We start from the raw sequence: 26,919 nt of genomic DNA on the forward strand, positions 1-26,919 counted from the left end.
TTGGCTATGTGGGAACAAGGATTTGTATTAGCGATTTTGCTTGGCATTATCACTTGTTTACTCGTAACCAAAATTAAACCAAGTTACGTATTTGCTGGAGCTGCTTTCATCGCCTTTATGGCGGGCATGATTGAGCTCAATACCATTGCGGCAAACTTTACTAATTCTTCACTTCTGACCCTAGTGCTGCTGATCCTCGCATCGAGCGCATTAGAAAAAACCTTATTGATCAGCTGGGTCAGTCGCAGTATTTCTGAAGGCCATCTTGGTAGTGTGATTGCCAAGTTGGGCTTTTCTACCGCTTTACTTTCCTCTTTCACGAACAACACGGCGGTTGTGGTGTCGTTAATTGGTGCGATTAAACGCAACCAACAACATGCACCATCTAAGCTTTTGATTCCACTTTCTTATGCGGCGATTTTTGGTGGCACGTTGACGTTGATTGGTACCTCGACCAACTTAATCATCAACAGTTTTGTTGAAGATGCCGGTTTACCAAGCTTGAGCTTCTTTACTCCGACCATGATTGGCTTAGCGGTGTTGGTGGGCGGTGTGCTTATTCTCATCCCGCTGAGCTATCTATTACCTAATTACGATGACCAAAACCAAGAGGACTTACCTTACTTCTTAGAGTCTCGTGTTGAGCCTGGTTCACCTTTGGTCGGTCGTACCATTACCGAAAATAACCTACGTGCCCTGAGAAAATTGTTCCTTGCTGAAGTGATTCGCGATGGTGTGACGGTTTCTTCTGTTGGTCCTGACTTTGTACTGAATGCCAAAGACCGATTGCTGTTTTGTGGTGATGTAGAAAGCGTGGCGACATTACAAGAGATTCCCGGGTTAACGCTGTTTGGTCATCAACATCTCAATGGTCAAAATTTTATTGAAGTGGTAGTCAGTTCATCGGCGACCTTCTGTCATAAAACCCTTAAAGAAAGCCGTTTCCGTGACCGATTTGATGCGGTAGTCGTAGCGATCCGTCGTGGTCATGAGCGCCTTGAAGGTGGCTTAGGTAATATTACTTTAGCGGCGGGTGATACATTGGTCTTGGTTCCCGGCAAACGATTTGAGGCAGAGCGACGTGCGCACCGAAAAGAGTTTGTTTTAGTCAACGATCTGGATTCCAGCGCGCGCTTGGACTCGAATAAATCCGCTCTAGTACTGTTTGGCTTTGCGGCAGTGATTGGCTGTGCGTTGTTGGATCTTGTCCCTATTATCAAAGGTTTGGCGGCTTATTTGATAGCACTGCTTGCCTTTGGCGTGATTCAACTGTCTGAACTTCGTCGTCGTTTCCCAATTGATATTGTGGTGATTGTTGGCTCAGCGTTATCTATTGCACAGTTGATGATTTCGTCCGGTTTATCGGTGCGAATGGGCGATATGTTTATTGAAGCCTTTAATGGGTGGGGTGTGTTTGGTGCGTTGGTTGCCACTTACATCATGACTCTGGTGTTAACCGAGCTTGTCACTAACAACGCTGCGGCAGCGCTGTCTTTCCCTATTGGCTATAGCATGGCGGTAGGTTATGGCGTTGATCCAATGCCTTTCATTATGGCGGTGCTGTTTGGCGCCAGTGCCAGTTTTATTTCTCCTTACGGATATCAAACCAACTTATTGGTATACAGCGTAGGGAATTACAAATTGACCGATTATGTGCGAATTGGCGTGCCGATTTCTATCGTGTATTCAGTGCTAGTACTGACGCTGATTCCGGTCTTCTTTCCGTTTTAATCTGTAAATTTACAAGGATACGTTATGACTGCCGAAACTCCGGTAAAAGATGAAAACATCGTTTGGCATCAGCACTCGGTTGATAAACAGTTTCGTGCTGGATTAAAAAAACAGAAGCCTGCAGTACTTTGGTTTACTGGGCTATCTGGCGCGGGTAAATCAACGGTGGCAGGTGCATTGGAAAATCGCTTAGCCGAACTGGGTTACCACACTTATTTGCTCGATGGCGACAATGTGCGTCATGGCTTGTGCAGCGACTTAGGCTTTTCTGAGCAAGACCGTCGCGAGAACATTCGTCGCATTGGTGAGCTGGCGAAGCTGATGGCAGACGCGGGTTTGATTGTTCTGTCTGCGTTCATTTCTCCTCATCGTGCAGAGCGTCAATTGGTGCGTGACCTACTGCCTGAGGGGGAGTTTATTGAAGTGTTCGTCAATGCGTCTTTAGAAGTGTGTGAAGACCGTGACCCGAAAGGCTTGTACAAGAAAGCACGCGCAGGAGAAATCCCGAATTTCACAGGTATTGACTCTGAATACCAAGCTCCAGCAACCCCAGAAATTGATTTGCCAGCGGGTGAAAAGAGTGTCGAAGAGCTGGTGGAGTTGTGTTTAATCGACCTTAAACAACGTGGTGTGATCCGATAAAAAAGCATTTGGATCATGGGTGGCCAAAAAGTCACTGAGCAGTTAAAAGAGCTTTTGGATCATAGGTGACCAAAAGCTCTTTTTTATGTACTAAACGGTGTGGTTTACTGTGGGTTTTGCTTCACTATGAACGCTAAATCTTTGATTTAGAAGCGCTAGCATCTGGTCATAGTATTGATTGTTAGGTTTGTTACCAAGCAGCTTACACAACTCATTACCTGTCGGAGTAAAGCGGTAGTAAAGCAGACGCACACCTTTTGTATTCACCTGTAATGACAAATTCTTACCTTGGTAGCTGAGCATCAAAGGCGTTTCAATACCAATTTCGCCAGACTCTAATTCGGTACTGTGTAGTAGCCCCAATTCAATCAACACTAACAAACTTGAATAAGGAAGTTGGAAGCTACCCATGTTGAGATTGCTGGTGGTATCGCGTTTGCCAAAACTGAATATTCCGCCATGCGCTTTGTAGCCAATCAACAGTTTTCTACTTGAATCACCACCAAAACTGCACGCTAACGTCGCGGCACGTTGCAGAGTTTGGGCTTCTCTCGGCGACATGTCTTTCAGCACTTTAAGTGCTTTCATCGAAGTTGAACCGGGGTTGGTGACTTCGCGTTTCATAACTTGAGCCCAGAGTTTTTGCATCGAGCTGTTGTGGATGTCCTGAGCCATATCGAAAAATCGATACAACCAGTCTTGGTCAGGTTCACCTGCGGTCTCATCTCGACACGAGCTGTGTGCCAGTTTGAGGATCTGCTCTAAGTTCTTCTGTCTTTGTTCTTGGCGGCGTTGTTCTCTTAATTGAGCTCGCTCAATTGCGGTTTTGGCTGGAGGATCACTTTGCAACAATGCGTCTAGCCCGTAGATTTGGGCAATGCTTTGAACACGGCTTGCACTGTCTTTAATGTAGCCAGACTTCTTTTCATGGTGAGTATGTTTTTGTTGTGTGGGTTCGTGTTCGATAACAACAGGTTGCTTTGTTGGTTCTGCCATTTCATTTCCTACCAAGACTGGCGATTAGCGCTTGTTTAAATTTACACCTTTCCTGTTTTCTCGACCAGAGAGGCATGTCTTGAAATTGACAGAATAAAGGCTATTCAAAATGATAATGAGTTGTTAAAATTGTTATCGTTATTTTGGAGGGGTGATGAAATATTCAGACGTAAGCAAACTGAGAAAGCACCTGTCGATAGCGCTACTTTTGGTTTTATATGTTGGTGTATTAGCGTATTTGTCGCGCTACATTGTGTAACTAGCAGAAAGAAAAAAGGCGCCGAATCGACGCCTTGGTGTATCTACTTAATCAGCTATACGAGCTCATTGAGCTACAAACTACATGTCATCGTAGGCTTCAATTGCTGAGCCATCAATCACGTAGGCCGTTTCTGCCAGTTCATGTTCTATGGTCTCGGTCTTTAATGTCCCCACGACATAAATGACATCCCACAACTCTTGTACTGGCGCTCCTTTCGGAAACTTCACGTAAATGATCTGGTTTGGTGGCGGTGGTGGAACGTGGATACAAGCGCCAAAATATGGCACCAGCAAAAATTCCGTCACTGTATTCGCATCACCTTCTAATGGGATCACAAAGCCAGGGATTTTTACCTTACTGCCGTTCAGTTCTGGACGAACATTACCAATCTTTGACTGTAATGCCGCGCCACCGGTGTGGTCAGTCGCAGGCATACCTACGCTGTCGAACATCTTGCGCTCATTCTCAGGGACTAGGTCAATCCAGTCGAGTTTCAACGGTTCATCACTTGCCAATACTGGCGCAGTGAACGAAATCAGTAGCAAGCAGCTAGCGAGTATCTTTTTCCACATTTACTAAATCCTAATTGTCATTCCATCACTGAGCGATTGTCGGTAAGCACGGAATGCAGGGATGAAGCCAATCACAATGCCTGCGCACTGCACAAAGCCAAGCAACATCCATTCATACGGCGACAGTGCCGTTAATGTTAGGTGTATACCATAACTTTGTTGGATTATCGGTTGCAAGAGGGCAAGCATAGAATACAAACCCGCGACCCCAACAATGATGCCTGCAAATGTCAGTAAGCTTGCTTCGCTGATCAGCAAAGAGAACACGTGTTTTGGTCTTGCTCCCATTGCTCGTAGGATGGCCATTTCTCGGCGACGTTCTTGTAAGCTAGTGAGTAGACTGCTCAACATCCCCAATAAGCCTGCGACCACGACAAACCCTGATACTGCCATTAGCGCTTGCTCAGCAATAGACATCATTCCCCACAATTCGTGTAGGGCGACACCCGGCATGATGGCGCTAAGCGGCTCTTGCGGATAGGTGTTAATTTGTCGCTGTAAGGCGAAGGTTTGAATGCGCGATTTCAAGCCGATCAACATCGCAGTAATTTGCTTAGGCTGGAAGTCTCTTGCCTTGAGCTCTTCTGCGCTCGGTGTTGGACCGAGGCGAGCGCCACTTTCCCAACCGACATGTATCGCTTCAATTGCTTCCAATGAGACGTGGACGGTTTTGTCGACGGGTGTGCCTGTTGGTGCAAGAATACCGACGACTTTAAACGGCAAATTGTCATGGCGGCTAAAGCCAACATCGCTGATGCCATGGGCAATGATGATCTCACTACCGATTTTATAGCCCAGCTTTTTGGCGACATCAGAACCTAGAACCGTTTCGAATAAACCGTTGAATTCTCGACCTTCAGAGAAAGTTAGTGGTTGCTTACTTCCGTACTTGTAATGTTCGAAATAGCTGTGATTGGTCCCCATGACTCGGAAGCCTTTATGGGAATCACCCAATGAAATAGGAATCGCCCAGTCAACTGCTCGGTGATTGGCAAATTCTTCATAGCTTTTCCAGTCAATGTTGTTGGTTGCGTTGCCGATTCTGAAAACCGAGTACAGCAGCAGGTTTACCTGCCCTGAACGCCCGCCGACAATTAAATCAGTACCAGAAATGGTGTTGGCAAAACTGTCTTTGGCTTGAGTGCGAATTCGCTCTACGCCTAACAGAAGGACAACAGAAATCGCGACGGTCATGATGGTAAGAATCGCCGTCGCTTTGCGGTTCATCAGGCTTTTCCAAGCGAGCTTTACTACGGCACTCATGATGCGGCTCCTAGGGTTTGCGCTTGATTGATTTCAGGCAAGTTTAGTGTTCTGTGGAAGAGAGATTCCAGAGTTGGATCATGGCTAACAAAAACCAATGTGGCTTTGGCAAGATTGGCCTGTTCCATCAGTAACTCAATAAACGCTTTGCGGTTGTCATGGTCCAATGCTGAAGTTGGCTCGTCAGCAATCACCAGTTCAGGTTGGCCGATCAGTGCGCGGGCAGCTGCAACGCGTTGTTGCTGGCCAATGCTCAGCTCAGAGACAGGCTTATGGTGCAGTGCTTTCGGAAGATGCAAACGTTCTAGCAGTGATGTTGCTTGCTCTTCAAGCTTTGCAGTCGAAGCGTTTGGTGCAACGCGATCTCGGCGAATTTTGCTGAATTGGCATGGGATTAGGACGTTTTCGATCACATTCAAGTAAGGCAACAAATTGAATTGTTGGAAGATATAACCAATGTGATCGGCACGAAATTTGTCTCTTTGACTTGCTCTTAAACTTGCAAGATCGGTATCAAGTACAGACAGAGAACCCGATGTAAGAGTATTGATTCCAGTTAGTAGGGCAAGCAGAGTCGATTTACCACAGCCGCTAGGGCCTTTGATAAAGACATGCTCACCTTGAGCGATGTGTAAGTGTGGAATATTAATGGTCGCGTTTTCAGAGCCGGGCCAGACAAACTGGGCGTTAGCAAGCTCAACAACGTTTGACGTGGTTTCAGTCATAATAAATTACCAAAGCAATGGCGTGTGAGTAAGCACTCACACGCCATGTGAGTTATTTAATTGCGATCTTTGTGTTGCCTTTGTTCAACGTTGTCGCTGACTGAGTGGTGTCAGTGAATAGGTTTGCGCTGATTGATTCTGTCGCTGGGAACTGCTTGAACCAAGTTGTATCAATGCTGTTTAGGTCTGCGACTGAATCACAGTGGTAACGGTATTCAACAGTAAACTCACCGTGGCCGCCGTGTTCATGATCGTGACCTTCGTGATCGTGGTGCTCATGGCCGTCATGGTCATCATGCGCATGCTCATCATGATCATGACCTTTGTGCTCGTGATCATGGTCGTGGTCATGTTTGTCATGATCGTGACCTTCGTGGTCATGCTTATCGTGGTCGTGGCCTTCATTATCATGGTGGTCATGACCCTCGTGAGAATCTTGGCCTAGTGTGTGAGAGACATGAACATCTTCAATCACACATTTTGCTTGTTGGTTGATAGCAAATAGCTTGTCTGTATCTTTTAGCGCAGCAATCGCTTGTTTAAGTGCTTGCTCTTGCTCTGCATTTTCTGGTGCGTGTTCAAAGCCCACTACGTCAGCGCCCGGAGAAGTGATTTCAATCAATAGGTCTTTACCGTCTTGAGCAATATTGAATTCTACGTGACCGTGAACGTGCGCTTCGTGCTGACGGTATTCTTCTGCGTTAGCAGTTGCTGCTAGTGATAGGCCGATAACAAGAGCTAGAGCGTGTTTAGATGGCATTTTCTTTTTCCTAATTTGCTTAATTATTTTGCTGTGGTTGCTGAATTAAATCATGAGGTTAGCAACCAGTTTTGTTTCTAGTATGGGGACTTCTTAAGTTTAAGCAAATATCGGCGGCGCACGTGCTGTGTAGCGCACATCACTGACATTTAAGTGCTTTTCGATAACGTCAGAATGCGTTGAACGTTGATACGTTGGAGCGAGAATTTCTGGTAGAGCCTTAACCAGACCATGATGAGCTCCTGCAAACATTTGGCAGTGATGGTGGCTGTGATGTTCTGGAATTAGGTCAAGTTCATGGGCAATGGTAGCGAAATTCCATACGATCAGTAACGCAACACTGAGCAAGACAACAGTGCGACGCCAATGATGTGTGGTTGCTAGCCAGCGATAGTGCATCTTAAAGCCCGAAATGATACTTGGTGTTATAATATAACATCCATTTTCGCTAAAAGTTCACTCTTTTGTTAGTGCAGAGCAAATTATCTTTGGTGAAAGAAGTGCTTATGAGAAGAGTAATCTGGGAGAGATAAGGAAGTGGCTCCCTGCCAAGTGTGGCAAGGAGCGTAAAACAGCTAGATGTTTTGTTTGATAAGTCCAAGTACTTGCGTGATTTCATCAGGAGTTAGCGCGCCTTCTTTGATGAACAACACTTTACCTTGTTTATCTTGCACAATGATTGCAGAGCTTTCTTCTTTTAGGGCCCAAGAGCTTGCCACTACACCGTTTTCATCCAGAACCATAGAAGACCAAGGAAATTCTTGTTTGCTGTCTTGTGCTGAAGACTTTACAAACGAGCCTGTTCCCCAAACTGCATCATCTTGATTGATGATGGTTGTGGTTTGGTAAGCGTCTGCTGGGAATTTTGCGTCAGTAAGTGCGACCATCAATGGTGCATTCATTTCTTTTGAGCTGCTGCGTCCTGCAATAGCCTGAATAACTCGGACCTTACCTAGCATCTGTTGAGTTGCCCAAGGTTGGTAAGCCACACCTTCACCTTGCAGTACGATTTCACCGTAAGCATCAACTTTTGCTGCGGGTACACTCTCTCCAAGAGACAGGTTGTGAGCAAGCGCTAGACCCGGAGTAAGAGCAAGGAAAAGAGGGAGGAGAGTCTTAGTTTTCATATTGTTATGTTCCATATGGGTTGTGAGACTTCCCAAGTATATACTTACAGTGCATAAAAATGTAGAACCGTTTATAACAATTCTTTAACGTATGATGTCTAATATTGTTGCGTTAACGTTGAAATTTGATAGAATGAACCACGTCGCAAATTGCGCATAAAAGGTTGCCAAGGAAAGAGCAATCAGTGTTTTCTCAAAAGGATGTTGAGGTTGGTTATGCTACGTGAGTTTGCTGTTTACCGTCCACGTCAGGTGGCGCGTTTCGTTAAGACTTTATTCAAAGGTCAGTTTTCAATTGCAGGTGTGGGTGAGTTCCGTTTTGATAACGGCAAAGTACTATTACCTGACGTCAAAAACCCCAAACAACTCTCTGTATTTAGAGAAGTAAACCAAGCGATATTATCGCTCCCGGTATAATGACAAGATTTGTAAAAGAGCGACTTTCGTCGCTCTTTTTCGTTTCGGATTAACCTTGAAGGCTCGGTGGGAAGCAAACACCTGTGCCGCCCAATCCACAATAACCGTTTGGATTTTTTGCTAGATATTGCTGGTGGTAGGTTTCTGCAAAGTAATAAGGGCCCGCTGCTTGGATTTCCGTCGTGATTGCCGCTCGCTGATCTTCTTGCAACGCTTGTTGATATTGGATTTTCGATTTTTCTGCCGCATCTTGCTGTTCTGGCGAGTAGGTATAAATTGCAGAGCGGTACTGAGTTCCTAAATCGTTACCTTGGCGCATCCCTTGCGTAGGGTCGTGTCTTTCCCAAAACGTTGCCAGTAATTGCTCCAGAGAAATAATGCGCTCGTCGAATACGACGCGAACCACTTCGGTATGACCTGTTTTGCCTGTACAAACTTCATCGTAAGTGGGATTTTTTGTGTAGCCACCTGCGTAACCGACGGATGTTGATACGACGCCTTCAAGTTGCCAAAACAGGCGTTCAGCGCCCCAAAAGCAGCCCATTCCGAATAAAAGTTGCTGTTGGTGAGATTGTGGCTGAGCCGTTAAACTCGATTGATTTACAAAATGAGTGTCATCGATTTGCATTGATGCCTCTCGACCAGGCAGTGCATCTTCTATACTGATCATTGTCTGTTTGTTGAGCATGGTATTTGTCCTTCAATACGTGTCTTAATTTTGCGAATTATTTTATTCAGTCTGAATATGATGTTGTGATGACATAGACCGTAGTAAACCTATTAATATTACAGACTTAGCCTTTAATTGGCGTTATTATTGTTTACGTTTATTTAACCTCGTCCAGCTAAAAAGCATGATAAGAAAAGCTACCCCGATAATTGCTAGCCTCCTTGCCTTTTCTCATAGCGCTTACGCCGATGTTTCCCTGACGATCAAGGGCATCGATGGCGCGCTAGAAGATAATGTGAACGCTTATTTGTCTTCAATTCCCGAAGACGACTACTCTACGTCTTTGCGCTTTCAGGCGCGATTGGAACAAAGTATCACTGAAGCGTTGAATGCGCTCGGCTATTATCATGCGAAAATTTCATACACTATTACGAAAGATAATGATGAACTGATCGTCAACGTCAAACCTGGCGAGCCGGTCAGAATAAAAATGATGGACGTGGTGATTTCGGGTGAAGCCGAGAAAGATGAAGAGTTCACGAATCTCATCAATAAATCACGATTGAAAGAAGGTCGTATCCTCAATCAAGGGGAATATGACGCTTTGAAATCGGGAATTCGCAACTTAGCGCTGCAACGCGGTTACTTTAATGGTGACTTTAAGCTGAGCCGTCTAGAAATTGTACCAGAGCTAAACGAAGCGAATGTTCGTTTGCATTATGACAGTGGTATTCGCTATCACTTTGGTACGGTTGAAATTCTGGGCAGTCAGATCTGGGAAGATCGAGTGGACTCTCTGCGTCCATTTAAAACTGGTGAGCCTTACTTGGTTTCCGAAGTGGGTGAATACAACCAAAACCTATCGAACACCGATTGGTTCTCTTCGGTTTTTGTCGAGCCGGATCTGAGTAAGTTGGATGACGGTCGTGACTTGCCAATCAAAGTCTCTCTTGCTCCTGCTGCGAAAAACCAATTGGAGACGGGTATTGGTTACTCTACCGATACCGGTGTGCGCGGTACGCTGAAATGGAAAAAACCATGGGTAAGCGCTCGTGGCCACAGTTTTGATACCGCCCTTTCTCTATCGAAACCAGAACAAACCATTACAGCGGGTTACAAAATCCCACTCGATGATGTATTGCATGAGTACTACCAACTCCAGTTCGGTTTGAAGCACCTTGATAACCGCGATACGGAGAGTTTGGAATCGAATCTTGCGGTAGAACGTCACTGGATCACTGATGGTGGTTGGCACAAGACTCTGTACGTTCGCCACTTGTACGAAAACTTCTCGCAAGGTTTGCAAGAAGATGGTGTGCAATTTGTTCTGCCGGGTGCATCGTTCTCTCGTACACGAACTCGTGGCGGCAACATGCCGATGTGGGGTGATAAGCAGAGTGTGACCGTTGAATACGGCGACCCTGCATTGTTGTCTGAGACGCGCGTTCTTCGTCTTCTGGGTCGTACGTCTTGGATTCGTGGGATTGGTCAGAACCACCGTGGCTTATTCCGCCTAGAAGGTGGTGCCAACATCACAGATGAATTTGAAAAGCTATCGCCATCGCTGCGTTTCTTCGCCGGTGGTGACAACAACATTCGTGGTTATGGTTATGAGTCTATCTCGCCAACAGATGCAAGTGGGGCATTGACTGGTGCGAAGTACATGGTAACCAGTACGCTCGAGTATCAATATCGCGTAACTGGTAACTGGTGGGGCGCAGTCTTCTACGATATCGGTGACGCATTTAATGAAACCCCAGTCTGGAAATCGGGCGCGGGTGTGGGCATTCGCTGGGCATCTCCAGTTGGTCCGGTCAGCTTTGACTTTGCTTGGGGTCTAGACTCTGAGCCAGATCCTGAATTCCGCATCCACTTCTCATTGGGGCCTGAGCTATGATGAAAACAACCTTGAAGTGGACGAAATGGTTCTCAATCGGTCTGCTGAGTCTAATTCTTTTGCTGGCGATCTTCGTCGGCACCATTCTATTTACGCATCCAGGTTTAAAGTTGGCGCTTTGGGGCGCAGAGAAAGCTTTACCACAACTTAAAGTTGAGCAAATTCAAGGTTCATTGTTCCCTCGATTTGCTTTACGCAACGTTAGCTTTGTTGACGAGTCGTTGAATGTTGATGCAAAGGTTGAGAGCTTAACGCTCGCGATCAACTTCCGTTGTTTCTTTGATCCGAAAGTGTGTGTGGATGAGCTGGCTCTGCAAGGTGTGAACTTCCAAATGCCGGAGTTGCCTCCTGCAAGTGAAGAGCCGGAAGAAGAAACCCCGCCGCTGCGTTCCATCAGCACTCCTGTGCCGATCTTTGTTAATAAAGTCAGCTTTAACGACATCAATCTAAACATCTTAGGAAACAAAATTGATTGGCAAGATTTCTCGACGGCGTTGTCGATGCAAGGTGACCGTTTAGTCATTGCACCAACGGCATTGAAAGCCATCAATGTGGCTCTTGCACCAAGTGAAGAAGTGACAGAAGAGCAATCTGCACAAGCACCAGAGACCAAAGCTGCAGCCGAGAAAGGCGAGCCACAAACCAAGGTGGCTCAGCAGTCGGCAAATACGGCATCTGAAGCGACAGAAAAAACGCAACCATCAGAACAAGCCTCAACTCAAGAGGTTGCTGCAAAACAACAAGATAAGACACAGCCCCAAGCGACGGCAGAAGCTGAGCCTGAAGGTATTGTTTTACCAGAGGTATGGATTCCACTGACCATCGACGCGCAGCGTCTTGATATTCATGACTTTAAATTGTCTGGTGACACGCCGGTTATCGTTCATCACTTAGGACTAGAAGCAACGGCAGGCGGTGATAAAGTCGATGTTAAAACGCTTGAGCTTGATATGCCGGAAGTAGAAGGTCAGCTAAGTACGCAAGTGACTTTATCGGCTGATTACCCAATTCAAGCGCAGATTGATGCCTTGGTTAAACAAGCGGACGTGAAAGGCCAGAAGTTATCGTTATCTGCTTCTGGTTCTGTGGGAGATTTGTCATTACAAGCAACGCTTTCTGATCTGGTTAAAGCCAAGATTGAAGGCCGAGTTCAACCGCTTAAATCTGAGTTACCATTTGATATCAAACTGAAAGATGTCGAAGCACAATGGCCATTAAGTGGAAAAAGTGACTATCAAGTCTCTGTGCCGAGTTTAGAGACGAAAGGCTCACTAGATGGCTACACCGTTGCGCTAGAAACGAAGGCATCGGGTAAAGATATCCCAGCAGTCGATGTGGCGCTGAACGGCAAAGGTACGCTTGAGCAGATTGATTTAGACAGCATCGTAGTCAAAACGCTAGGTGGTGAGTTAGCGGGTAAGGTCATGGCTAACTGGGCGGCGCCAATCAACTGGAAAGCCGATCTGAACCTGAAGAACATTCAACCTGGTTTACAGTGGCCAGAAGCCGAAGGTGATATCAGCGGTAGTCTATCGACTTCAGGCTCACTGACCGATCAAGGTGGCTGGCAAGTGAGTCTGCCTAAACTGGACATCGACGGTATTCTACGTGGTTACCCGTTAAACATTGAAGGCCAATTAGATGCCGCGGACAAGAATGGTAAAGGCGAAGACATTCAACTGAACACTCAAGGTTTAGCCTTGTCTCATGGCCCTAACTCATTGCGAGCGAAAGGTAAGATCGACAAGCAAATCTTAATGGATGTTGAGGTTAACTTCCCTGATTTCGCGAAAAGTGTGCCGGATCTTGGCGGTAATATGAATGGTAATATCGCACTTCGCGGTAGCCTGAAACAGCCAGACATCAACTTAGATCTCGCGCTTAACCAAGTGAATTGGCAACAGCAAGCGAAGGTCGAGACGATTACCCTGAAGGGCGACGTGACACCTCTGCCTGCGCCGAAAGCTGATGTGAGTTTGATTGCGAAAAACATCACTTACGATGACATCAAAATCGACAGCGCAGATCTTGAAGTGACGGGTGATGAGAAACTGCATCAACTGACATTGGATGTGGTATCAGACATCGTTTCAAGCAGCTTAGAAATTGAAGGTACGTTTAAGCAGAAACCTGAAATGATCTGGGATGGTGCATTGCGCCGACTCACGCTAAGCACACCACAAGGCCCTTGGGCACTGCAGAAATCGACGGCAGTGAAAGTGAACATCGACAAACAAGTGGCTGATGTACAAGCGCACTGTTGGTTGCAGTCTAAGTCGAGCGTGTGTTTGAGTGAGGACATCAGCGTTGGTAAGAGCGGCGAAGCGAAGTTAGCCATCACCAACTTTGACTTTGACCAAATCAAACAATTCTTACCGCCAGAAACCAAACTGCAAGGTTCGGTGAATGCGAACGCGTTTGCGAAATGGGCACCAGACATGAAGCCGGAAGTCACGGTGAATGTGGATATGCCAAAAGGTCAGGTTGAGCAAACGCTAGAGCAACCAATCAAGGTCGGTTGGGAAAGTGTGAGCCTCAAAGCAAAATTGGCTCAGGATAAGTTAGATGCCGAGTGGCTACTTGACGTTACAGACAACGGTGATTTATCCGGTAAGGTAGCGTTGAATGATGTTTCTTCAGAAAAGCCAACTATCGATGGTAAAGTGTCGCTATCGACGTTCCATCTCGATTTCTTAGCCCCGCTGATTGGTGAATACAGCTTGTTCAAAGCGAACATGAATACGGATCTGGCTCTTTCGGGTGATGTGATGCATCCGAAGGTCAACGGCCAATTCTTGATTGACCAAATGAAGCTGCAAGGTGAAGTGACGCCAATCGATATCAACTCTGGCCAAGTCGCGATTAACTTTAAAGGTCACCAAGCGGATTTAGACGCTGGCATTATTACGCCAGATGGCAAGTTGGAAATTAACGGTGATGCAGATTGGCGCGATCTAGAAAACTGGCACACCAAAGCTCGTGTGTTTGCTAAAGAGCTAAAAGTTGATATGCCGCCGATGGTGCGAATCAAGGTCGAGCCAGATATGACCATTGATGTCACACCGAAGCTTGCTAAGGTCGAAGGTAATATCAATCTACCATGGGGTCGTATTTTGGTGGATGAATTGCCGCCAAGCGCAGTTGGTGTCTCGAGCGATACTGTTATTTTGAACAAAGACATGCAGCCGGTCGATGGTGAGCCAGCGCTGCCGTTTAATGTCGAAACCGACATCAACATTAAGATTGGCGATGACTTCCAGTTATCTGCATTTGGCCTAAAAGGCGACTTGCAAGGTAACCTGAACGTGACGCAAAAAGACAAAGGTCCATTCATTGTCGGTGAAGTGAATATCGTCGACGGTTCTTACCGTTCATTCGGCCAAGACTTGGTGATTGAAGAAGGTAAGATCATGATGAATGGTCCCGCGGATCAGCCTTACGTATCGATTAAAGCGATTCGTAACCCAGACAACACGCAAGATGATGTGACGGCAGGTGTTCGAGTGACGGGACCTGCGAGTGATCCAACAGTAGAAATCTTCTCGGATCCTGCAATGCCACAAGCAAACGCGCTGTCTTACCTATTGCGTGGTCAAGATATCGATGCGGAGTCGGGCGGTAACGCGATGACCACAACCTTGATCGGTCTCAGCTTGGCGAAGAGCGGTAAAGTCGTGGGTGAAATCGGTGAAGCCTTTGGTGTACAAGACCTGCAATTAGATACGGCAGGTTCGGGTGATGATTCTCAGGTGACGGTGAGTGGTTACATTCTGCCGGGTCTTCAAGTCAAATACGGCGTGGGTATCTTTACCTCTTTAGGTGAATTCACCGTTCGTTACCGTTTGATGAAAGATTTGTACTTAGAAGCGGTATCCGGTGTCGATAGTGCAGTTGATCTGCTTTACCAATTTGAATTCAACTAAGCTTAGCTTTTAAACCTAACTAAGGAGTGGTTATGCAGCATTTGGTTTTTGTGTATGGCACCTTGCGCAAAGGAGAGCACAACCATCACTTTTTGAGTACTGCCGAATTTCTTGGGCATCATCAAACCGATGCCCAGTTCGCGCTTTATGACTTGGGGCCTTACCCCGCTTTGTCGACGGGGCAGCAAGTTATACAAGGCGAAGTGTACTTGATTGATAATGACACCTTGGTTGAGCTAGATAAGCTTGAAGATGTGCCGGTTGAGTATCGAAGAGAAACCATTGCGACGCCATTTGGCCAAGCTTGGATCTACTTATATCAAGACACAGAACAACTTACGGAAGAGATAGCATCTGGCGATTGGTGCCAACGGGTGTGAACTATACTTAGACCAGTAACGTATGCATTGACGATATATACAACAAAGACTTGGGAGGTCTGCGATGAAATATCTTTCACCAATCATACTGCTGCTACTGGTCGGTTGTTCAAATACCGCGCCACCTAGTGGCAACGACAGCATGGAATGGAAGCAATATGGTATGCAGCGTGCAGAAGCAGGCGATACCAAACTGTCTATGCAAGAGTTCAATAAAGACGATGAGCTATACATGGCTTACAGTAATGGTTACGAAAGTGGTCGAGCTAATTACTGCGCTCAAGACGCTTTTACACTCGGTGAAAGTAGGCGTTACTACCGTGGTATCTGTGATGACCTAGACGACCGATTCCGTCGTGAATACGAGTTGGGTCGCACAGCGAAGGGCAGTAAACGTTACTAGCAAGCAATCAGTAAGGAGTGATTATGAGATTATTCGTGGTCGGCGCTATGTTACTTTTCCTCAACGCTTGTGCTCAGACAACGTTACCAACCTCTGTGAGCGTGACAGACTGGCAGGCTTTCGGTAAGCAATCAGCGTTAGACGGAGCGATTGAGTTATCGGAAGAGCGCATCGCCAAGCTAGACGACACTAATCGTGCTACTCCTGAACTCATCACGGCATACAAAACTGGCTATCAAGAAGGTAAACAAGAATATTGTGAGCAAAGTGCTTACATTCTTGGCGTACAGGGCGCGCCTTACTTTGGCATCTGCGATGACGTTGATCCATTTTTTCAAAACGATTATGAATCAGGCAGGCTATCGACGGCTGGTGGTTACTAACGATATATCGTGAAAACAAAAAAGAGCTGCCTGTGTGCAGCTCTTTCTCTTTTTAACGTTCGCGGTTATTTGCTTTGCGCACGCTCGTAAGATTCTAGGATTTCTGCTCTCGCTGCAGCAACATCTGCCCAACCATCCACTTTCACCCACTTACCTGCTTCAAGCTCTTTGTAACGTTCAAAAAACTGTGTGATTTGGGCTTTGAGTAGCTCTGGAATATCGTCCACATCTTGAATGCCTTCGTACTCTTTCGAGATTTTAGAATGCGGCACAGCGAAGACTTTCGCATCTTCACCCGATTCATCCGTCATCTTCAATACGCCAACTGGGCGACAACGAATCACAGAACCTGGCATCAATGGGTAAGGAGTCGGCACCAGTACGTCCACTGGGTCACCATCTAGAGAAAGGGTGTCGTTCACGTAGCCGTAGTTACATGGGTAGAACATTGGCGCAGACATGAAACGGTCGACAAATACAGCACCAGTGTCTTTATCTACTTCGTATTTGATTGGATCTGCGTTAGCAGGGATTTCGATAACGACATAGATATCGTCAGGCAGTGATTTACCTGCTGGTACGTTGTTTAAGCTCATTTGAATATTCCTTTTCATTGAGGATTAAGCGTTTAGAGGCTTAATCTGGCTAACATTTACGCAGTTCACTTTAACGACAAAAACGCGGCAGGTAAACACCTGCCGCGTTGGACAAAGGTCTGAAATTAGTCTTCTTCGCGATTCAGCTCAAGAAACTCTTCGACCTTGTTGACCATGTTCTTTGAACCCACAAAGAAAGGCACACGTTGGTGCAGTTCGGTCGGTTTCAAATCCATAATGCGGTTTACACCGTCAGACGCCAGACCGCCAGCTTGCTCAATTAAGAATGCCATTGGGTTGCACTCGTACAACAAGCGCAGCTTGCCTTGAGGGTGGCTTTGCGTACTTGGGTATAAGTAGATGCCGCCTTTAAGCAGGTTACGATGGAAGTCAGCCACCAGTGAGCCGATGTAGCGAGATGTGTATGGGCGACCATCTTCCGGCACATTCTCCTGGCAGTACTTGATGTACTTCTTCACGCCCTGCGGGAAGCGGATGTAGTTACCTTCGTTGATCGAGTAGATCTTGCCATCTTCTGGGATCATCATGTTTTCATGAGAAAGACAGAAGCTGCCAATCGATGGGTCGTAAGTGAAGCCGTTTACGCCATTACCAGTGGTGTAAACCAACATAGTAGATGAGCCGTAAATCACGTAGCCCGCCGCCACTTGTTTGTGACCAGGCTGTAGGAAGTCTTCTTCTGTTGGCGGGGTACCAATAGGAGAAACTCGACGGTAAATAGAGAAAATCGTACCGACTGATACGTTCACATCGATGTTTGATGAGCCATCGAGTGGGTCCATTAGTACAACGTACTTTGCGTTTTGGTTGAGTTCTTTGTTGAACGCAACCGCTTCATCTTCTTCTTCACTTGCAACGCCACACACTTGGTCACGTGCTTCAAGTGCTGCTTTGAACTTGTCGTTCGCGTATACATCAAGCTTTTGCTGATCTTCGCCTTGCACGTTTTCCGTACCTACAGCGCCGGTGATATCACCAAGACCTGCCGCGTTGATTTCGCGGTTAACAATTTTGGCAGCTAAACGAATGGAAGCTAAGAGAGATGAAAGATCACCGCTAGCGTGGGGGAAATCCGCTTGTTTCTCAACAATGAATTCGCCTAGGGTGCGCAGTCCTGACATGGTTTATCCTTACATTTTTCATTTCGTTGGGGGTGTCGCGCAATGGGTCATCTCTTTATGGATGTTAAACGATTGCGCTAGATGTAAGTTTATGACGCGGATCTTATTAATGGTAATGAAGTAACCGACTGAGATCTCAATTTATTTGTCTTATTGCATAAGAAGTCTGTCACTTGGTTAATGCTTGGTCAGTCAGTACTAAGCCCTGTCAGATTTGTGAAAGAGACTGCACGAACAGGGCGAAAGGCACTCGCTTTTCTGGTGGTTATCACGATAATGAAAGGATTAAAGAAAGCATTACAAGGTTAAGTTTATGCACATTCATATCTTGGGTATCTGCGGCACGTTTATGGGCGGTGCGGCAATTTTAGCGCGTCAGCTAGGTCATAAAGTGACGGGTTCGGATGCCAACGTTTATCCACCAATGAGCACCCTGTTGGAGTCTCAAGGTATTGAAATTATTGAAGGCTTTGACCCTTCTCAGCTTGACCCTCAACCTGATCTTGTGGTGATTGGTAACGCAATGAGCCGTGGTAACCCATGTGTTGAACATGTGCTGAATACCAATATGCGTTACACCTCGGGCCCACAGTGGTTACAAGAGTTCTTATTGCACGATCGCTGGGTTCTGGCGGTATCGGGTACTCATGGCAAAACCACCACTTCAAGCATGCTAGCTTGGATCTTAGAAGACTGTGGCTACCAGCCTGGTTTCCTTGTCGGTGGTGTATTGGGTAACTTTGGTGTGTCGGCACGCTTGGGTGAAAGCATGTTTTTCGTCGTTGAAGCGGACGAATACGACAGTGCTTTTTTCGATAAACGATCTAAGTTTGTTCACTACCACCCACGCACATTGATCATGAATAACCTTGAATTTGATCATGCAGACATCTTCGACGATCTTGAAGCGATTAAACGTCAATTCCACCACTTAGTGCGTACTGTTCCGGGGAACGGTTTGATCCTTGCACCGAAGCAAGATCAGTCGTTGCAAGACGTGATCGAGCGCGGTTGCTGGACAGAAAAGCAGTTCTCTGGTGTTGATGGTGATTGGCAAGCACACAAACTGGTTGTTGATGGTTCTAAATTTGAAGTGTCGTTGCAAGGCGAGAAAGTGGGCGTCGTAGATTGGGACCTTGTTGGTGACCACAACGTGGATAACGCTTTGATGGCTATTGCTGCTGCGCGTCATGTTGGTGTCGCTCCTGAGTTAGCCTGTCAGGCTTTAGGTCGCTTTATCAATACCAAACGTCGCTTAGAGCTGAAAGGTGAAGAGCAGGGAGTGACGGTTTACGACGATTTTGCTCATCATCCGACGGCGATTGAACTGACTCTAGGTGGTTTACGTAACAAAGTTGGCGAAAAGCGCATTCTTGCCGTTTTGGAGCCACGCTCTGCGACGATGAAGCGCGGTGTTCATAAGAATACTTTGGCGGCTTCTCTGCGAAGTGCTGATGAGGTGTTCCTCTTCCAACCAGACAACATTGATTGGTCGGTACAAGAGATTGCCGACCAATGTAAACAACCTGCTTTTGTGGATGCAGAGATGGACAGCTTTGTCGCAAAAATCGTAGAACAAGCACAGCCGGGTGACCAAATCCTCGTAATGAGTAATGGTGGCTTTGGTGGTATCCACGGCAAGCTTCTAGAACAACTGAAACAAAAAGCTTAATGACATCTATGCAGCAAAAAGTAACCCCTAAAAAAGCCATCACATTAGCACTAACGGGCGCCTCTGGTGCCCCGTATGGGCTCCGTCTTCTTGAATGTCTTGTTGCCGCTGATTACCACGTGTATGTGCTGATCTCTTCGGCTGCGCGAGTGGTAATGGCGACCGAACATGACCTGAAACTACCAAGCGGCCCTGAAGCGGCGCAAAAGGCGTTAGTTGAACATCTCAACTGTAATCCAGATAACATCACCGTTTGTGGTAAAGACGACTGGTTCTCGCCAGTGGCCTCTGGTTCTGCGGCACCAAAGCAAATGGTGGTGTGTCCATGTTCTGCCGGCAGTGTCGCGGCCATTGCACACGGCATGTCGGATAACTTGATTGAGCGTGCTGCTGATGTGGTAATGAAAGAGCGCGGACAGTTGCTGCTTGTGGTGCGTGAAACGCCTTTCTCAACACTGCATCTTGAAAACATGCACAAGCTCTCGCAAATGGGCGTCACCATTATGCCGGCAGCACCGGGCTTCTATCATCAGCCTAAGAGCATTGAAGACTTGGTTGACTTTATGGTGGCAAGAATTCTCGATCACCTCGGTATTGAGCAAGGCTTGGTGCCACGTTGGGGTTATGACCAACGTTGATTGTGTAATCAATAAAAGACCTTTACAATCCATCCAACTCATCGGGGAGCAAACCCATCAGGTATTGACCTTATCAATGCCAAGGGGCGCTGAGACCTAATTGTTTAACATTGTTGAGCAGACAGGGACCCGTATTACCTGAACCAGATAATGCTGGCGTAGGAATTGAGTCTGGATATTGGAAGTCCTAAATACCGCCTCAACCCTGTGCCGCTCAACTCATGTTAATAATGCAAATGGAGAGCGAGCAGTGAAAACCACTCTTAGTCTGATTGCCCTTGCAACCATCACTTCTACTTCAGCGTTTGCCGCTGAAAACACCCTAACTGTCTACACTTACGACTCTTTCGCTGCCGATTGGGGACCTGGTCCTAAAGTTGAAAAAGCGTTCGAAGCCAAATGCGGTTGCGACGTTAATTTCGTTGCTCTGGATGACGGTGTTTCAATCCTTAACCGCCTTCGCTTGGAAGGGAACAACAGCAAAGCGGATATCGTGTTAGGTTTGGATAATAACCTGATGGCGGAAGCGAAAAAGACGGGGCTTCTGGCTGAGCACAACGTTGATACATCGAAGACGACCTTGCCTAACGGTTGGGACGATAAGACCTTCGTACCGTACGATTACGGCTACTTTGCGTTTGTGTACAACAAGGAGAAGTTGGCGAACCCTCCAAAGAGCATGAAAGAGCTGGTGGAAGAGCGTGATGATCTGAAAGTGATTTACCAAGACCCTCGTACTTCGACGCCGGGACAAGGTTTGATGTTGTGGATGAAGTCCATCTATGGCGACGATGCGACTCAAGCGTGGAAGCAACTGGCAACGAAAACAGTTACGGTTACGAAAGGCTGGTCAGAAGCTTACTCGATGTTCTTGAACGGTGAGTCAGATTTAGTGCTGTCTTACACGACCTCTCCCGCGTACCATTTGATTGCAGAAGATGACGCGAAATACGCAAGCGTAGATTTTGCCGAAGGGCACTACATGCAAGTGGAAGTGGCGGCTAAGGTGAAAGGCTCAAAGAATGCTGAGCTAGCAGATGAGTTCATGAACTTTATTTTGAGTGATGAGTTCCAATCTGCGATGCCAACTGGTAACTGGATGTACCCAGTGACTGACGTTGAGTTGCCAAAAGGTTTTGAAACGCTGAGCGTACCAAGCAAACCACTTAGCTTTAGTGCAGACGAAGTCGCGAAAATGCGCAAGACTTGGATTCGCGAGTGGCAAAGCGCATTGACGTTCTAATATAGGTTCTACTTTTGAATTCTGTTCCGAAAATAGGGTTAGGGGTCGCGATGATTATCGCGACCTTTGTTATTTCTGCCCTTGGTGCTTTGATTGTCCAAGCGCCTTCACTTGATGTGTCTATGGTGTGGGGAGACCCATACTATCAGCACGTCACCAAGTTCAGCTTCTACCAAGCTTTCCTTTCTACACTATTGAGTGTTGGCTTTGCTATTCCTGTAGCTCATGCACTTTCTCGACGTGAGTTCTTGGGGAAGTCTCTATTACTCAAGTTGTTTGCATCTACCTTAGTTCTGCCTGTGTTGGTTGGTGTATTTGGCTTATTGGCGATTTACGGTAACAGCGGCTTATTAGCGCAATGGCTAAAAAGTATCGACGCTGAGCTGCCGTTTTCCATCTATGGTCTGAACGGTATTTTACTTGCGCATGTGTTCTTCAATATGCCTTATGCAGCGCGACTCCTTTTGCAGGCATTAGAGTCGATACCTGCAGAACAACATAAACTGTGTGCACACCTTGGAATGAGTCATTGGGACAAGTTTCGTTGGGTGGAATGGCCACGCCTAAGGCAGCAATTGCCGCACGTAAGCGGCTTGGTGTTTATGCTTTGCTTTACCAGTTTTGCCACCGTGATGGCGTTAGGCGGCGGTCCGAAATCGACCACCATTGAACTCGCCATTTATCAGGCGATTAAGTTTGATTTTGATCTGCAGGCCGGGGCGCTTTTGGCACTGTGGCAAATGCTATTATGTGGCTTGTTAGCGATTGCCGTACAGAAGTTGACGAAGCCAGTCTCAGTAAGCGCTGGCAGCACATCGGCACAGCAATATTTAACGAAGGATCATAGGTGGTCAAAAGCTTGGGATAGCTTTTGGATCATAGGTGCCTTTTTACTAGTCATACCGCCGCTTGTGATGGTGGTGTTTAGTGGTATCAACCAGCAAGTTTGGTCGGTACTGACCGATGAGCGTTTTTGGTCAGCACTGTTTAATTCACTCAAAGTTGCAGTACTGGCGAGCTCTCTTGCCGTTGCAGCAGGCGTATCGATTTTGCTGACCAGTCGACGTTGGCGATTGCAGTATAAAAATACTCGCGCCGATCAAATTGAGCTTATCGGAACCATCATTTTAGTGACGCCAGGTTTGGTGATTAGCACCGGACTGTTTTTACTGCTGCGTTCGTTTACCGATGTATTCAGCTTAGCGTTTTTTGTCGTTATTTTGGTTAATGGCTTGATGGCATTGCCTTACGTCATTAAGACTTTATCTCAACCTATGTTGCACATTGAGCAGCAATATCAGTACGTGTGCGCCAGTTTAGGCATGCGTGGTTGGCAACGATTTAGAGTCGTGGAATGGCAAGCATTGCGTAAGCCGTTTGCACATGCTTTTGCTATCAGCTTTATGTTTGCGATTGGTGACTTAAGTGCGATTGCCTTGTTTGGCGGGCAAGAGTTTAGAACTTTACCGCTGTACCTATTCCAACTGCTCGGCAGTTATCAAATGGATGCAGCAGCGGTTGTGTCGGTTACCTTGCTATTACTCAGCGTAGGCTGCTTTGCTGTGATTGAAAAAGTATTAAAAACAAAGGGGAAAGCATAATGTTAGTGTTGGATGAGGTTCAGTACACCTATCAACGTGAGCTATTTCGCTTTGATTTAGAGATTAAGCGCGGACAAATTGTGTCGCTGATGGGACCGAGCGGTGCAGGTAAATCAACGTTGCTCGCTTTGGTCGCTGGATTCATTAATCCTGACCTAGGCGATATCTTGGTTGATGGCACATCTATCGTGAGTAAAGAGCCGTACCAGCGCCCGTTTTCAATGCTGTTCCAAGAACACAATCTATTTGCTCACCTGTCAGTAAGGGACAACATTGGTCTAGGGTTGCATCCGGGGTTAAAGCTTACTGCAGACCAAAAGCTTCTTGTCGAGCAAGCAGCCAAGCAAGTCGGCGTTGCTGAGTATTTAGATCGCTTACCTGAACACCTTTCTGGTGGTCAGCGCCAGCGTGTGGCACTCGCACGTTGCTTTGTTCAGCCGCATCCGATGTGGCTACTCGATGAGCCTTTCTCTGCACTTGATCCCGTGCTGCGTGAAGAGATGCTGACATTAGTGAAACAGCTTGCGACTGATCGTGGTATTACCGTGTTAATGGTGACGCACCACTTGAGCGATGCAAGAGCGATTGCGAGTCATTTTGCTTTTGTCGCTGGTGGTCAGGTCGAAGCGTCAGGTGACATTGATGAATTGGCAGTATCGCACTCTAGCGATGTTTTAACAGCGTTTGTGCGAGCGGCAGGGTAGAGCGCCGTTTATCTTGGATGAATAAGGCGAGAGAAAAACAAAAGGTTGATGCTCGCATCAACCTTTTTTAGTTTTGGGAGTTTGAATGAGTACGTTAGCCTTGTGGCTTCACTACCATCACATTGATTGGTGAATTCTCTACCACTTTGCTCGCTACAGAGCCCAACATCACTTTGTTGATCTTTGAGCGTTTGTGGCTTGGCATGATGATAAGATCGGCACCTAAGCGCTCAGCGTAATCAAGGATGGTTGCATACGCTTTGCCTTCTGCAACGTGTACTTTGTAAATCACTTCATCATCGATGTGCTGGTCAGCAAACGTTTTGAGTTGTTGCTTCACGTCTTGCTTCATCTTTGCTGCCGCATCTTTCGGGAAGTAAGTTGCGACCATCGACATATGAATACCAGGCAGTACAGTCAGTAAGTGAACTTCCGCGTTGGCTTGTTTTGCTTGCCAAACAGCCAGCTCAACAGCTCTGTCAGAGAAGCCTTGGTCATTTAGATCAACCGGAACAAGAATTTGTTTATACATTCAGTGTCTCTCATCATGGCCCCTTTGTCCTCGGGGCCTAATCGGTTATGCGCTCAACTGTTCCCTACGAGCACGACGTTTTTGGTTCATGGCAAGTACCAGCAAGATCATTAAGCAAGGCACAAATACCCATTCTTTCATTGGGCGCTCAGCGTCTTGAACAATCCATTTGATCTCCCAGTCGAAGTCGACGCCAGACGATTCTGCCGGACTACCAAACTCGACCATGTCTACGATCATTTTGCCGTCGTTCTCGGTTAGCATTAGGCCCATAGAAGAGATGCGCTCTTCTGCAGTTTTTGCTTTATCTTCGAACGGAAGACGTACCGTTTTCTCTACGTAGTCACCTTCTAGGTTTTCACCTGCGACTCGTAGCTCAATGGATTCTCCTACATTTAGCCCTTCAGTGATTTGAGCTATCTCAACCCCAGGGGAAAGAACTTTTGCAGGGTAGATCATGTCCCACCAGAATCCTGGACGGAAGAAAGAGAACGTCAGTACAAGCAACAAGATGGTTTCCCACCACTTGTTACGTGTAAACCACCAACCTTGCGTAGCGGCTGAGAAGATCAACATCGCAATGATTGAGGAAATCACGGTGAGAGCAAGGTGCCACCAAGTGTCGATACCCATCAACAAGAGCTGAGTGTTGAAGACGAACATGAATGGCAGAATTGCGGTTCGAATATCGTAGGTAAAGCCTTGAATACCCGTTCGAATTGGGTCGGACTTAGCAATAGCTGCCGCCGCAAAGGCTGCCAAACCTACCGGAGGGGTATCATCAGCTAGAATACCGAAATAGAACACGAACAAGTGCACCGCAATCAATGGGATGATCAAGCCATGAGCTGCACCCAGAGTTACGATAACTGGAGCCATCAGAGTTGATACCACGATGTAGTTTGCCGTCGTTGGCAGGCCCATACCAAGGATCAAGCTGATCACTGCAGTAAACAACAGCATTAGGATGATGCTGCCACCAGAGATGAACTCGACGAAGTCTGTCATCACCAGACCAATACCGGTTAGTGTTACTACACCAACTACCGTACCGGCAGCAGCCGTTGCCACACCGATGCCAATCATGTTTCGTGCACCAGATACCAAGCTCTCTGCGAGGTCGATAAAGCCATCTTTCGTTTGCTCAACCAAGTCACCTTGTTTTGATAGCAAAGCAATCAATGGGCGTTGCGTCAGCAAGATAAAGATCATGAATACGGTTGCCCAGAATGCTGATAGGCCCGGAGAGAAGCGCTCAACGGTTAAACACCAAACCAGCACAACGATTGGTAGCAGATAGTGCAGGCCAGATTTAATCGTCGGACCCGGATCTGGAACCTCAGTGAGTTCTGCATCAATTTCAATTGCGCCGTCTTTGGCATGGTTGGCTGAAATTTTCACCAGACCGATGTAAGCAATGAGTAGTGCTACGGTTACGATAGGCGTTGCTGCATCACCGAAGACATCTTTCGTCCATCCCACACCGTAGTAAACCAAAGCGCTAATCACGCACAAGCCGAGAATGGTACCAGTAAATGACAATAGGCTTTGTAGCATGGTTGGGTTATGGCGACGAGGAAGACCAGTCATACCAGCTTTACATGCTTCAAGGTGAACGATGTAAATCAGCGCGATGTAGGAAATAAGTGCAGGAAGTAGGGCTGCTTTAATTACCTCTACGTAAGAGATACCAACGTATTCCACCATTAGGAAGGCCGCTGCACCCATGATCGGTGGTGTAAGCTGACCGTTAGTTGAGGCTGCAACTTCTACCGCACCGGCTTTTGTGCCAGGGAAGCCAACTCGCTTCATCAACGGAATGGTAAAGGTACCCGTCGTTACTACGTTGGCAATCGATGAGCCAGAAACCAAACCCGATAGACCAGACGCAACAACTGCGGCTTTTGCAGGACCACCCTTCATATGGCCAAGCAATGAGAAAGCCACTTTAATGAAGTAAGCGCCAGCACCGGCACGTTCAAGCATCGCACCGAAGAGTACGAACAAGAATACGAAAGACGTTGATACGCCAAGTGCAACACCAAATACACCCTCAGTCGTTAACCATAGATGCGACATAGCTTTGTTTAAGCTAGCGCCTTTATGGGCAATGACGTCTGGCATATATGGGCCAGCAAAAGTGTAAGTTAAGAATACCGCTGCAACCACCATGAGCGGTGGACCTAATGCACGGCGGGTTGCTTCAAGTAGCAAGACCATACCAGTAACCGAAACGACGATATCTACCGTCGTAGGTGCTCCGGAACGTCCTGCTAACTCGGTATAGAAAATATAAATGTAAGCCGCGGCAAAGCTACCCGCGAGCGCTAATATCCAGTCGATGAGTGGGATACGATCACGCGGAGAGTTCTTCATTGCTGGGTAAGCAGTGAAAGCGAGAAAAGTGGCAAAAGTTAGATGAATTGCTCGCGCTTCAGTGTCGTTGAGTACGCCAAAATTAAAAATAAATGGTAGCGGAGAGGCATACCATAATTGAAATAGCGACCAGCACAGCGGAACGAACCATAAGATTCGACCTTGCATGCCCATTGGGCTACGCGCACCTGTATCTGCCTGAGCCACCATCTCTTGCACATCTTGTGACGGAGTGTTGTTCGTCGCCATGTACTTTTTCCTTAT

Annotated in this window: 25 protein-coding genes and 1 riboswitch; of the genes, 13 read left to right on the plus strand and 12 right to left on the minus strand. The window is 46.8% G+C overall.

What is annotated here, in order from left to right; translation table 11 throughout:
* Positions 1-6 precede the first annotated feature (6 nt).
* Both KIT90_RS06695 and cysC read left to right on the plus strand, forming a co-directional pair.
* Entirely contained in the window at positions 7-1,731 is a 1,725-nt protein-coding gene (locus KIT90_RS06695) for an SLC13 family permease (protein WP_045415380.1), read from the plus strand.
* 24 nt (positions 1,732-1,755) lie between these two features.
* On the plus strand, positions 1,756-2,373 hold the full coding sequence (gene cysC / locus KIT90_RS06700) for an adenylyl-sulfate kinase (RefSeq protein WP_285375942.1): 618 nt from the start codon (positions 1,756-1,758) through the stop codon (positions 2,371-2,373).
* Between the two features lie 90 nt (positions 2,374-2,463).
* On the opposite strand, the gene KIT90_RS06705 is transcribed toward cysC, so the two are convergent.
* The 7 genes from KIT90_RS06705 to KIT90_RS06735 form a co-directional block, all read right to left on the minus strand.
* Entirely contained in the window at positions 2,464-3,369 is a 906-nt protein-coding gene (locus tag KIT90_RS06705; RefSeq protein ID WP_285375943.1) for a TIGR03899 family protein, read from the minus strand.
* A 339-nt stretch (positions 3,370-3,708) separates the two neighbouring features.
* Complete coding sequence (locus tag KIT90_RS06710; protein ID WP_009707821.1) at positions 3,709-4,203, minus strand: DUF3299 domain-containing protein; 495 nt, start codon at positions 4,201-4,203, stop codon at positions 3,709-3,711.
* A gap of 3 nt (positions 4,204-4,206) precedes the next feature.
* Positions 4,207-5,466, minus strand: coding sequence for an ABC transporter permease (locus tag KIT90_RS06715; RefSeq protein ID WP_005437344.1), 1,260 nt, complete (start codon positions 5,464-5,466; stop codon positions 4,207-4,209).
* Complete coding sequence (locus KIT90_RS06720; protein ID WP_285375946.1) at positions 5,463-6,191, minus strand: ABC transporter ATP-binding protein; 729 nt, start codon at positions 6,189-6,191, stop codon at positions 5,463-5,465. Before KIT90_RS06720 ends, KIT90_RS06715 begins: the two co-directional genes overlap by 4 nt.
* A 52-nt stretch (positions 6,192-6,243) precedes the next feature.
* Positions 6,244-6,951: a DUF2796 domain-containing protein gene (locus tag KIT90_RS06725; protein ID WP_285375947.1), complete on the minus strand. Its 708-nt coding sequence runs from the start codon at positions 6,949-6,951 to the stop codon at positions 6,244-6,246.
* A gap of 99 nt (positions 6,952-7,050) precedes the next feature.
* Positions 7,051-7,350 (minus strand): DUF2607 family protein, encoded by a 300-nt coding sequence (locus KIT90_RS06730; protein WP_005437348.1) that lies wholly within the window; start codon positions 7,348-7,350, stop codon positions 7,051-7,053.
* 176 nt (positions 7,351-7,526) lie between these two features.
* Positions 7,527-8,078, minus strand: coding sequence for a YtfJ family protein (locus KIT90_RS06735; protein ID WP_009707817.1), 552 nt, complete (start codon positions 8,076-8,078; stop codon positions 7,527-7,529).
* A 216-nt stretch (positions 8,079-8,294) separates the two neighbouring features.
* Between KIT90_RS06735 and KIT90_RS06740 the strand changes: the two genes are divergently transcribed.
* A complete protein-coding gene (locus KIT90_RS06740; RefSeq protein ID WP_009707816.1) occupies positions 8,295-8,495 on the plus strand; it encodes a DUF1107 domain-containing protein in 201 nt (66 codons plus the stop codon).
* A gap of 49 nt (positions 8,496-8,544) precedes the next feature.
* On the opposite strand, the gene msrA is transcribed toward KIT90_RS06740, so the two are convergent.
* Positions 8,545-9,183, minus strand: a complete 639-nt coding sequence (gene msrA, locus KIT90_RS06745) for a peptide-methionine (S)-S-oxide reductase MsrA (RefSeq protein ID WP_285375950.1) — start codon at positions 9,181-9,183, stop codon at positions 8,545-8,547.
* A 166-nt stretch (positions 9,184-9,349) separates the two neighbouring features.
* Between msrA and KIT90_RS06750 the strand changes: the two genes are divergently transcribed.
* The 5 genes from KIT90_RS06750 to KIT90_RS06770 all read left to right on the plus strand — a co-directional run bounded on the left by KIT90_RS06750 (position 9,350) and on the right by KIT90_RS06770 (position 16,151).
* Entirely contained in the window at positions 9,350-11,062 is a 1,713-nt protein-coding gene (locus KIT90_RS06750; protein WP_285375952.1) for an autotransporter assembly complex family protein, read from the plus strand.
* Positions 11,059-14,985 carry a translocation/assembly module TamB domain-containing protein gene (locus tag KIT90_RS06755; protein WP_285375953.1) on the plus strand — a complete coding sequence of 1,309 codons (3,927 nt, stop codon included), beginning with the start codon at positions 11,059-11,061 and terminating at the stop codon, positions 14,983-14,985. The genes KIT90_RS06750 and KIT90_RS06755 overlap by 4 nt, the downstream gene beginning before the upstream one ends.
* Before the next feature lie 32 nt (positions 14,986-15,017).
* Positions 15,018-15,365: a gamma-glutamylcyclotransferase gene (locus KIT90_RS06760; RefSeq protein WP_005437357.1), complete on the plus strand. Its 348-nt coding sequence runs from the start codon at positions 15,018-15,020 to the stop codon at positions 15,363-15,365.
* Between the two features lie 64 nt (positions 15,366-15,429).
* Entirely contained in the window at positions 15,430-15,768 is a 339-nt protein-coding gene (locus KIT90_RS06765) for a DUF2799 domain-containing protein (protein ID WP_020196538.1), read from the plus strand.
* A gap of 23 nt (positions 15,769-15,791) precedes the next feature.
* Positions 15,792-16,151 (plus strand): DUF2799 domain-containing protein, encoded by a 360-nt coding sequence (locus tag KIT90_RS06770; RefSeq protein WP_009707810.1) that lies wholly within the window; start codon positions 15,792-15,794, stop codon positions 16,149-16,151.
* Positions 16,152-16,216: 65 nt separating this feature from the next.
* Here the strand turns inward: KIT90_RS06770 and ppa are convergent, their stop codons facing one another.
* Both ppa and fbp read right to left on the minus strand, forming a co-directional pair.
* Positions 16,217-16,747 (minus strand): inorganic diphosphatase, encoded by a 531-nt coding sequence (gene ppa, locus KIT90_RS06775; RefSeq protein ID WP_285375955.1) that lies wholly within the window; start codon positions 16,745-16,747, stop codon positions 16,217-16,219.
* Between the two features lie 125 nt (positions 16,748-16,872).
* Positions 16,873-17,889: a class 1 fructose-bisphosphatase gene (gene fbp, locus KIT90_RS06780; protein WP_005430527.1), complete on the minus strand. Its 1,017-nt coding sequence runs from the start codon at positions 17,887-17,889 to the stop codon at positions 16,873-16,875.
* Positions 17,890-18,202: 313 nt separating this feature from the next.
* On the opposite strand from fbp, the gene mpl reads away from it, so the two are divergent.
* The 5 genes from mpl (at position 18,203) to thiQ (ending at position 23,747) form a co-directional block, all read left to right on the plus strand.
* The gene (gene mpl / locus KIT90_RS06785) at positions 18,203-19,561 is read left to right on the plus strand and encodes a UDP-N-acetylmuramate:L-alanyl-gamma-D-glutamyl-meso-diaminopimelate ligase (RefSeq protein WP_285375957.1); all 1,359 of its coding nucleotides are present in this window, start codon (positions 18,203-18,205) and stop codon (positions 19,559-19,561) included.
* Positions 19,561-20,199, plus strand: a complete 639-nt coding sequence (locus tag KIT90_RS06790) for a flavin prenyltransferase UbiX (protein ID WP_005450501.1) — start codon at positions 19,561-19,563, stop codon at positions 20,197-20,199. Before mpl ends, KIT90_RS06790 begins: the two co-directional genes overlap by 1 nt.
* A 32-nt stretch (positions 20,200-20,231) precedes the next feature.
* Positions 20,232-20,381, plus strand: a riboswitch (TPP riboswitch).
* Between the two features lie 68 nt (positions 20,382-20,449).
* The gene (gene thiB / locus KIT90_RS06795; protein ID WP_285375959.1) at positions 20,450-21,442 is read left to right on the plus strand and encodes a thiamine ABC transporter substrate binding subunit; all 993 of its coding nucleotides are present in this window, start codon (positions 20,450-20,452) and stop codon (positions 21,440-21,442) included.
* A gap of 14 nt (positions 21,443-21,456) precedes the next feature.
* On the plus strand, positions 21,457-23,043 hold the full coding sequence (gene thiP / locus KIT90_RS06800) for a thiamine/thiamine pyrophosphate ABC transporter permease ThiP (protein WP_285375961.1): 1,587 nt from the start codon (positions 21,457-21,459) through the stop codon (positions 23,041-23,043).
* Positions 23,043-23,747 carry a thiamine ABC transporter ATP-binding protein gene (thiQ, locus tag KIT90_RS06805; protein ID WP_285375963.1) on the plus strand — a complete coding sequence of 235 codons (705 nt, stop codon included), beginning with the start codon at positions 23,043-23,045 and terminating at the stop codon, positions 23,745-23,747. Before thiP ends, thiQ begins: the two co-directional genes overlap by 1 nt.
* 94 nt (positions 23,748-23,841) lie before the next feature.
* Here thiQ and KIT90_RS06810 read toward each other — a convergent pair whose 3' ends face one another.
* Positions 23,842-24,279 (minus strand): universal stress protein, encoded by a 438-nt coding sequence (locus tag KIT90_RS06810; RefSeq protein WP_005437370.1) that lies wholly within the window; start codon positions 24,277-24,279, stop codon positions 23,842-23,844.
* A gap of 45 nt (positions 24,280-24,324) precedes the next feature.
* Positions 24,325-26,904 (minus strand): TRAP transporter permease, encoded by a 2,580-nt coding sequence (locus KIT90_RS06815; RefSeq protein ID WP_285375965.1) that lies wholly within the window; start codon positions 26,902-26,904, stop codon positions 24,325-24,327.
* Between the last annotated feature and the right edge of the window lie 15 nt (positions 26,905-26,919).

Source organism: Vibrio sp. B172a (assembly GCF_030248355.1).
GTDB lineage: Bacteria > Pseudomonadota > Gammaproteobacteria > Enterobacterales > Vibrionaceae > Vibrio > Vibrio owensii.

Excerpts from the sequence above, each read along its gene's own strand:
- KIT90_RS06710 (WP_009707821.1), bottom strand. The coding sequence starts at position 4,203 with ATGTGGAAAAAGATACTCGCTAGCTGCTTGCTACTGATTTCGTTCACT.
- KIT90_RS06720 (WP_285375946.1), bottom strand. The coding sequence starts at position 6,191 with ATGACTGAAACCACGTCAAACGTTGTTGAGCTTGCTAACGCCCAGTTT.
- KIT90_RS06735 (WP_009707817.1), bottom strand. The coding sequence starts at position 8,078 with ATGAAAACTAAGACTCTCCTCCCTCTTTTCCTTGCTCTTACTCCGGGT.
- KIT90_RS06810 (WP_005437370.1), bottom strand. The coding sequence starts at position 24,279 with ATGTATAAACAAATTCTTGTTCCGGTTGATCTAAATGACCAAGGCTTC.
- KIT90_RS06715 (WP_005437344.1), bottom strand. The coding sequence starts at position 5,466 with ATGAGTGCCGTAGTAAAGCTCGCTTGGAAAAGCCTGATGAACCGCAAA.
- KIT90_RS06815 (WP_285375965.1), bottom strand. The coding sequence starts at position 26,904 with ATGGCGACGAACAACACTCCGTCACAAGATGTGCAAGAGATGGTGGCT.
- KIT90_RS06765 (WP_020196538.1), top strand. The coding sequence starts at position 15,430 with ATGAAATATCTTTCACCAATCATACTGCTGCTACTGGTCGGTTGTTCA.
- ppa (WP_285375955.1), bottom strand. The coding sequence starts at position 16,747 with ATGAGCTTAAACAACGTACCAGCAGGTAAATCACTGCCTGACGATATC.
- KIT90_RS06770 (WP_009707810.1), top strand. The coding sequence starts at position 15,792 with ATGAGATTATTCGTGGTCGGCGCTATGTTACTTTTCCTCAACGCTTGT.
- cysC (WP_285375942.1), top strand. The coding sequence starts at position 1,756 with ATGACTGCCGAAACTCCGGTAAAAGATGAAAACATCGTTTGGCATCAG.
- KIT90_RS06755 (WP_285375953.1), top strand. The coding sequence starts at position 11,059 with ATGATGAAAACAACCTTGAAGTGGACGAAATGGTTCTCAATCGGTCTG.
- thiQ (WP_285375963.1), top strand. The coding sequence starts at position 23,043 with ATGTTAGTGTTGGATGAGGTTCAGTACACCTATCAACGTGAGCTATTT.
- KIT90_RS06750 (WP_285375952.1), top strand. The coding sequence starts at position 9,350 with ATGATAAGAAAAGCTACCCCGATAATTGCTAGCCTCCTTGCCTTTTCT.
- KIT90_RS06740 (WP_009707816.1), top strand. The coding sequence starts at position 8,295 with ATGCTACGTGAGTTTGCTGTTTACCGTCCACGTCAGGTGGCGCGTTTC.
- fbp (WP_005430527.1), bottom strand. The coding sequence starts at position 17,889 with ATGTCAGGACTGCGCACCCTAGGCGAATTCATTGTTGAGAAACAAGCG.
- KIT90_RS06725 (WP_285375947.1), bottom strand. The coding sequence starts at position 6,951 with ATGCCATCTAAACACGCTCTAGCTCTTGTTATCGGCCTATCACTAGCA.
- KIT90_RS06695 (WP_045415380.1), top strand. The coding sequence starts at position 7 with ATGTGGGAACAAGGATTTGTATTAGCGATTTTGCTTGGCATTATCACT.
- KIT90_RS06790 (WP_005450501.1), top strand. The coding sequence starts at position 19,561 with ATGACATCTATGCAGCAAAAAGTAACCCCTAAAAAAGCCATCACATTA.
- KIT90_RS06705 (WP_285375943.1), bottom strand. The coding sequence starts at position 3,369 with ATGGCAGAACCAACAAAGCAACCTGTTGTTATCGAACACGAACCCACA.
- mpl (WP_285375957.1), top strand. The coding sequence starts at position 18,203 with ATGCACATTCATATCTTGGGTATCTGCGGCACGTTTATGGGCGGTGCG.
- KIT90_RS06760 (WP_005437357.1), top strand. The coding sequence starts at position 15,018 with ATGCAGCATTTGGTTTTTGTGTATGGCACCTTGCGCAAAGGAGAGCAC.
- msrA (WP_285375950.1), bottom strand. The coding sequence starts at position 9,183 with ATGCTCAACAAACAGACAATGATCAGTATAGAAGATGCACTGCCTGGT.
- KIT90_RS06730 (WP_005437348.1), bottom strand. The coding sequence starts at position 7,350 with ATGCACTATCGCTGGCTAGCAACCACACATCATTGGCGTCGCACTGTT.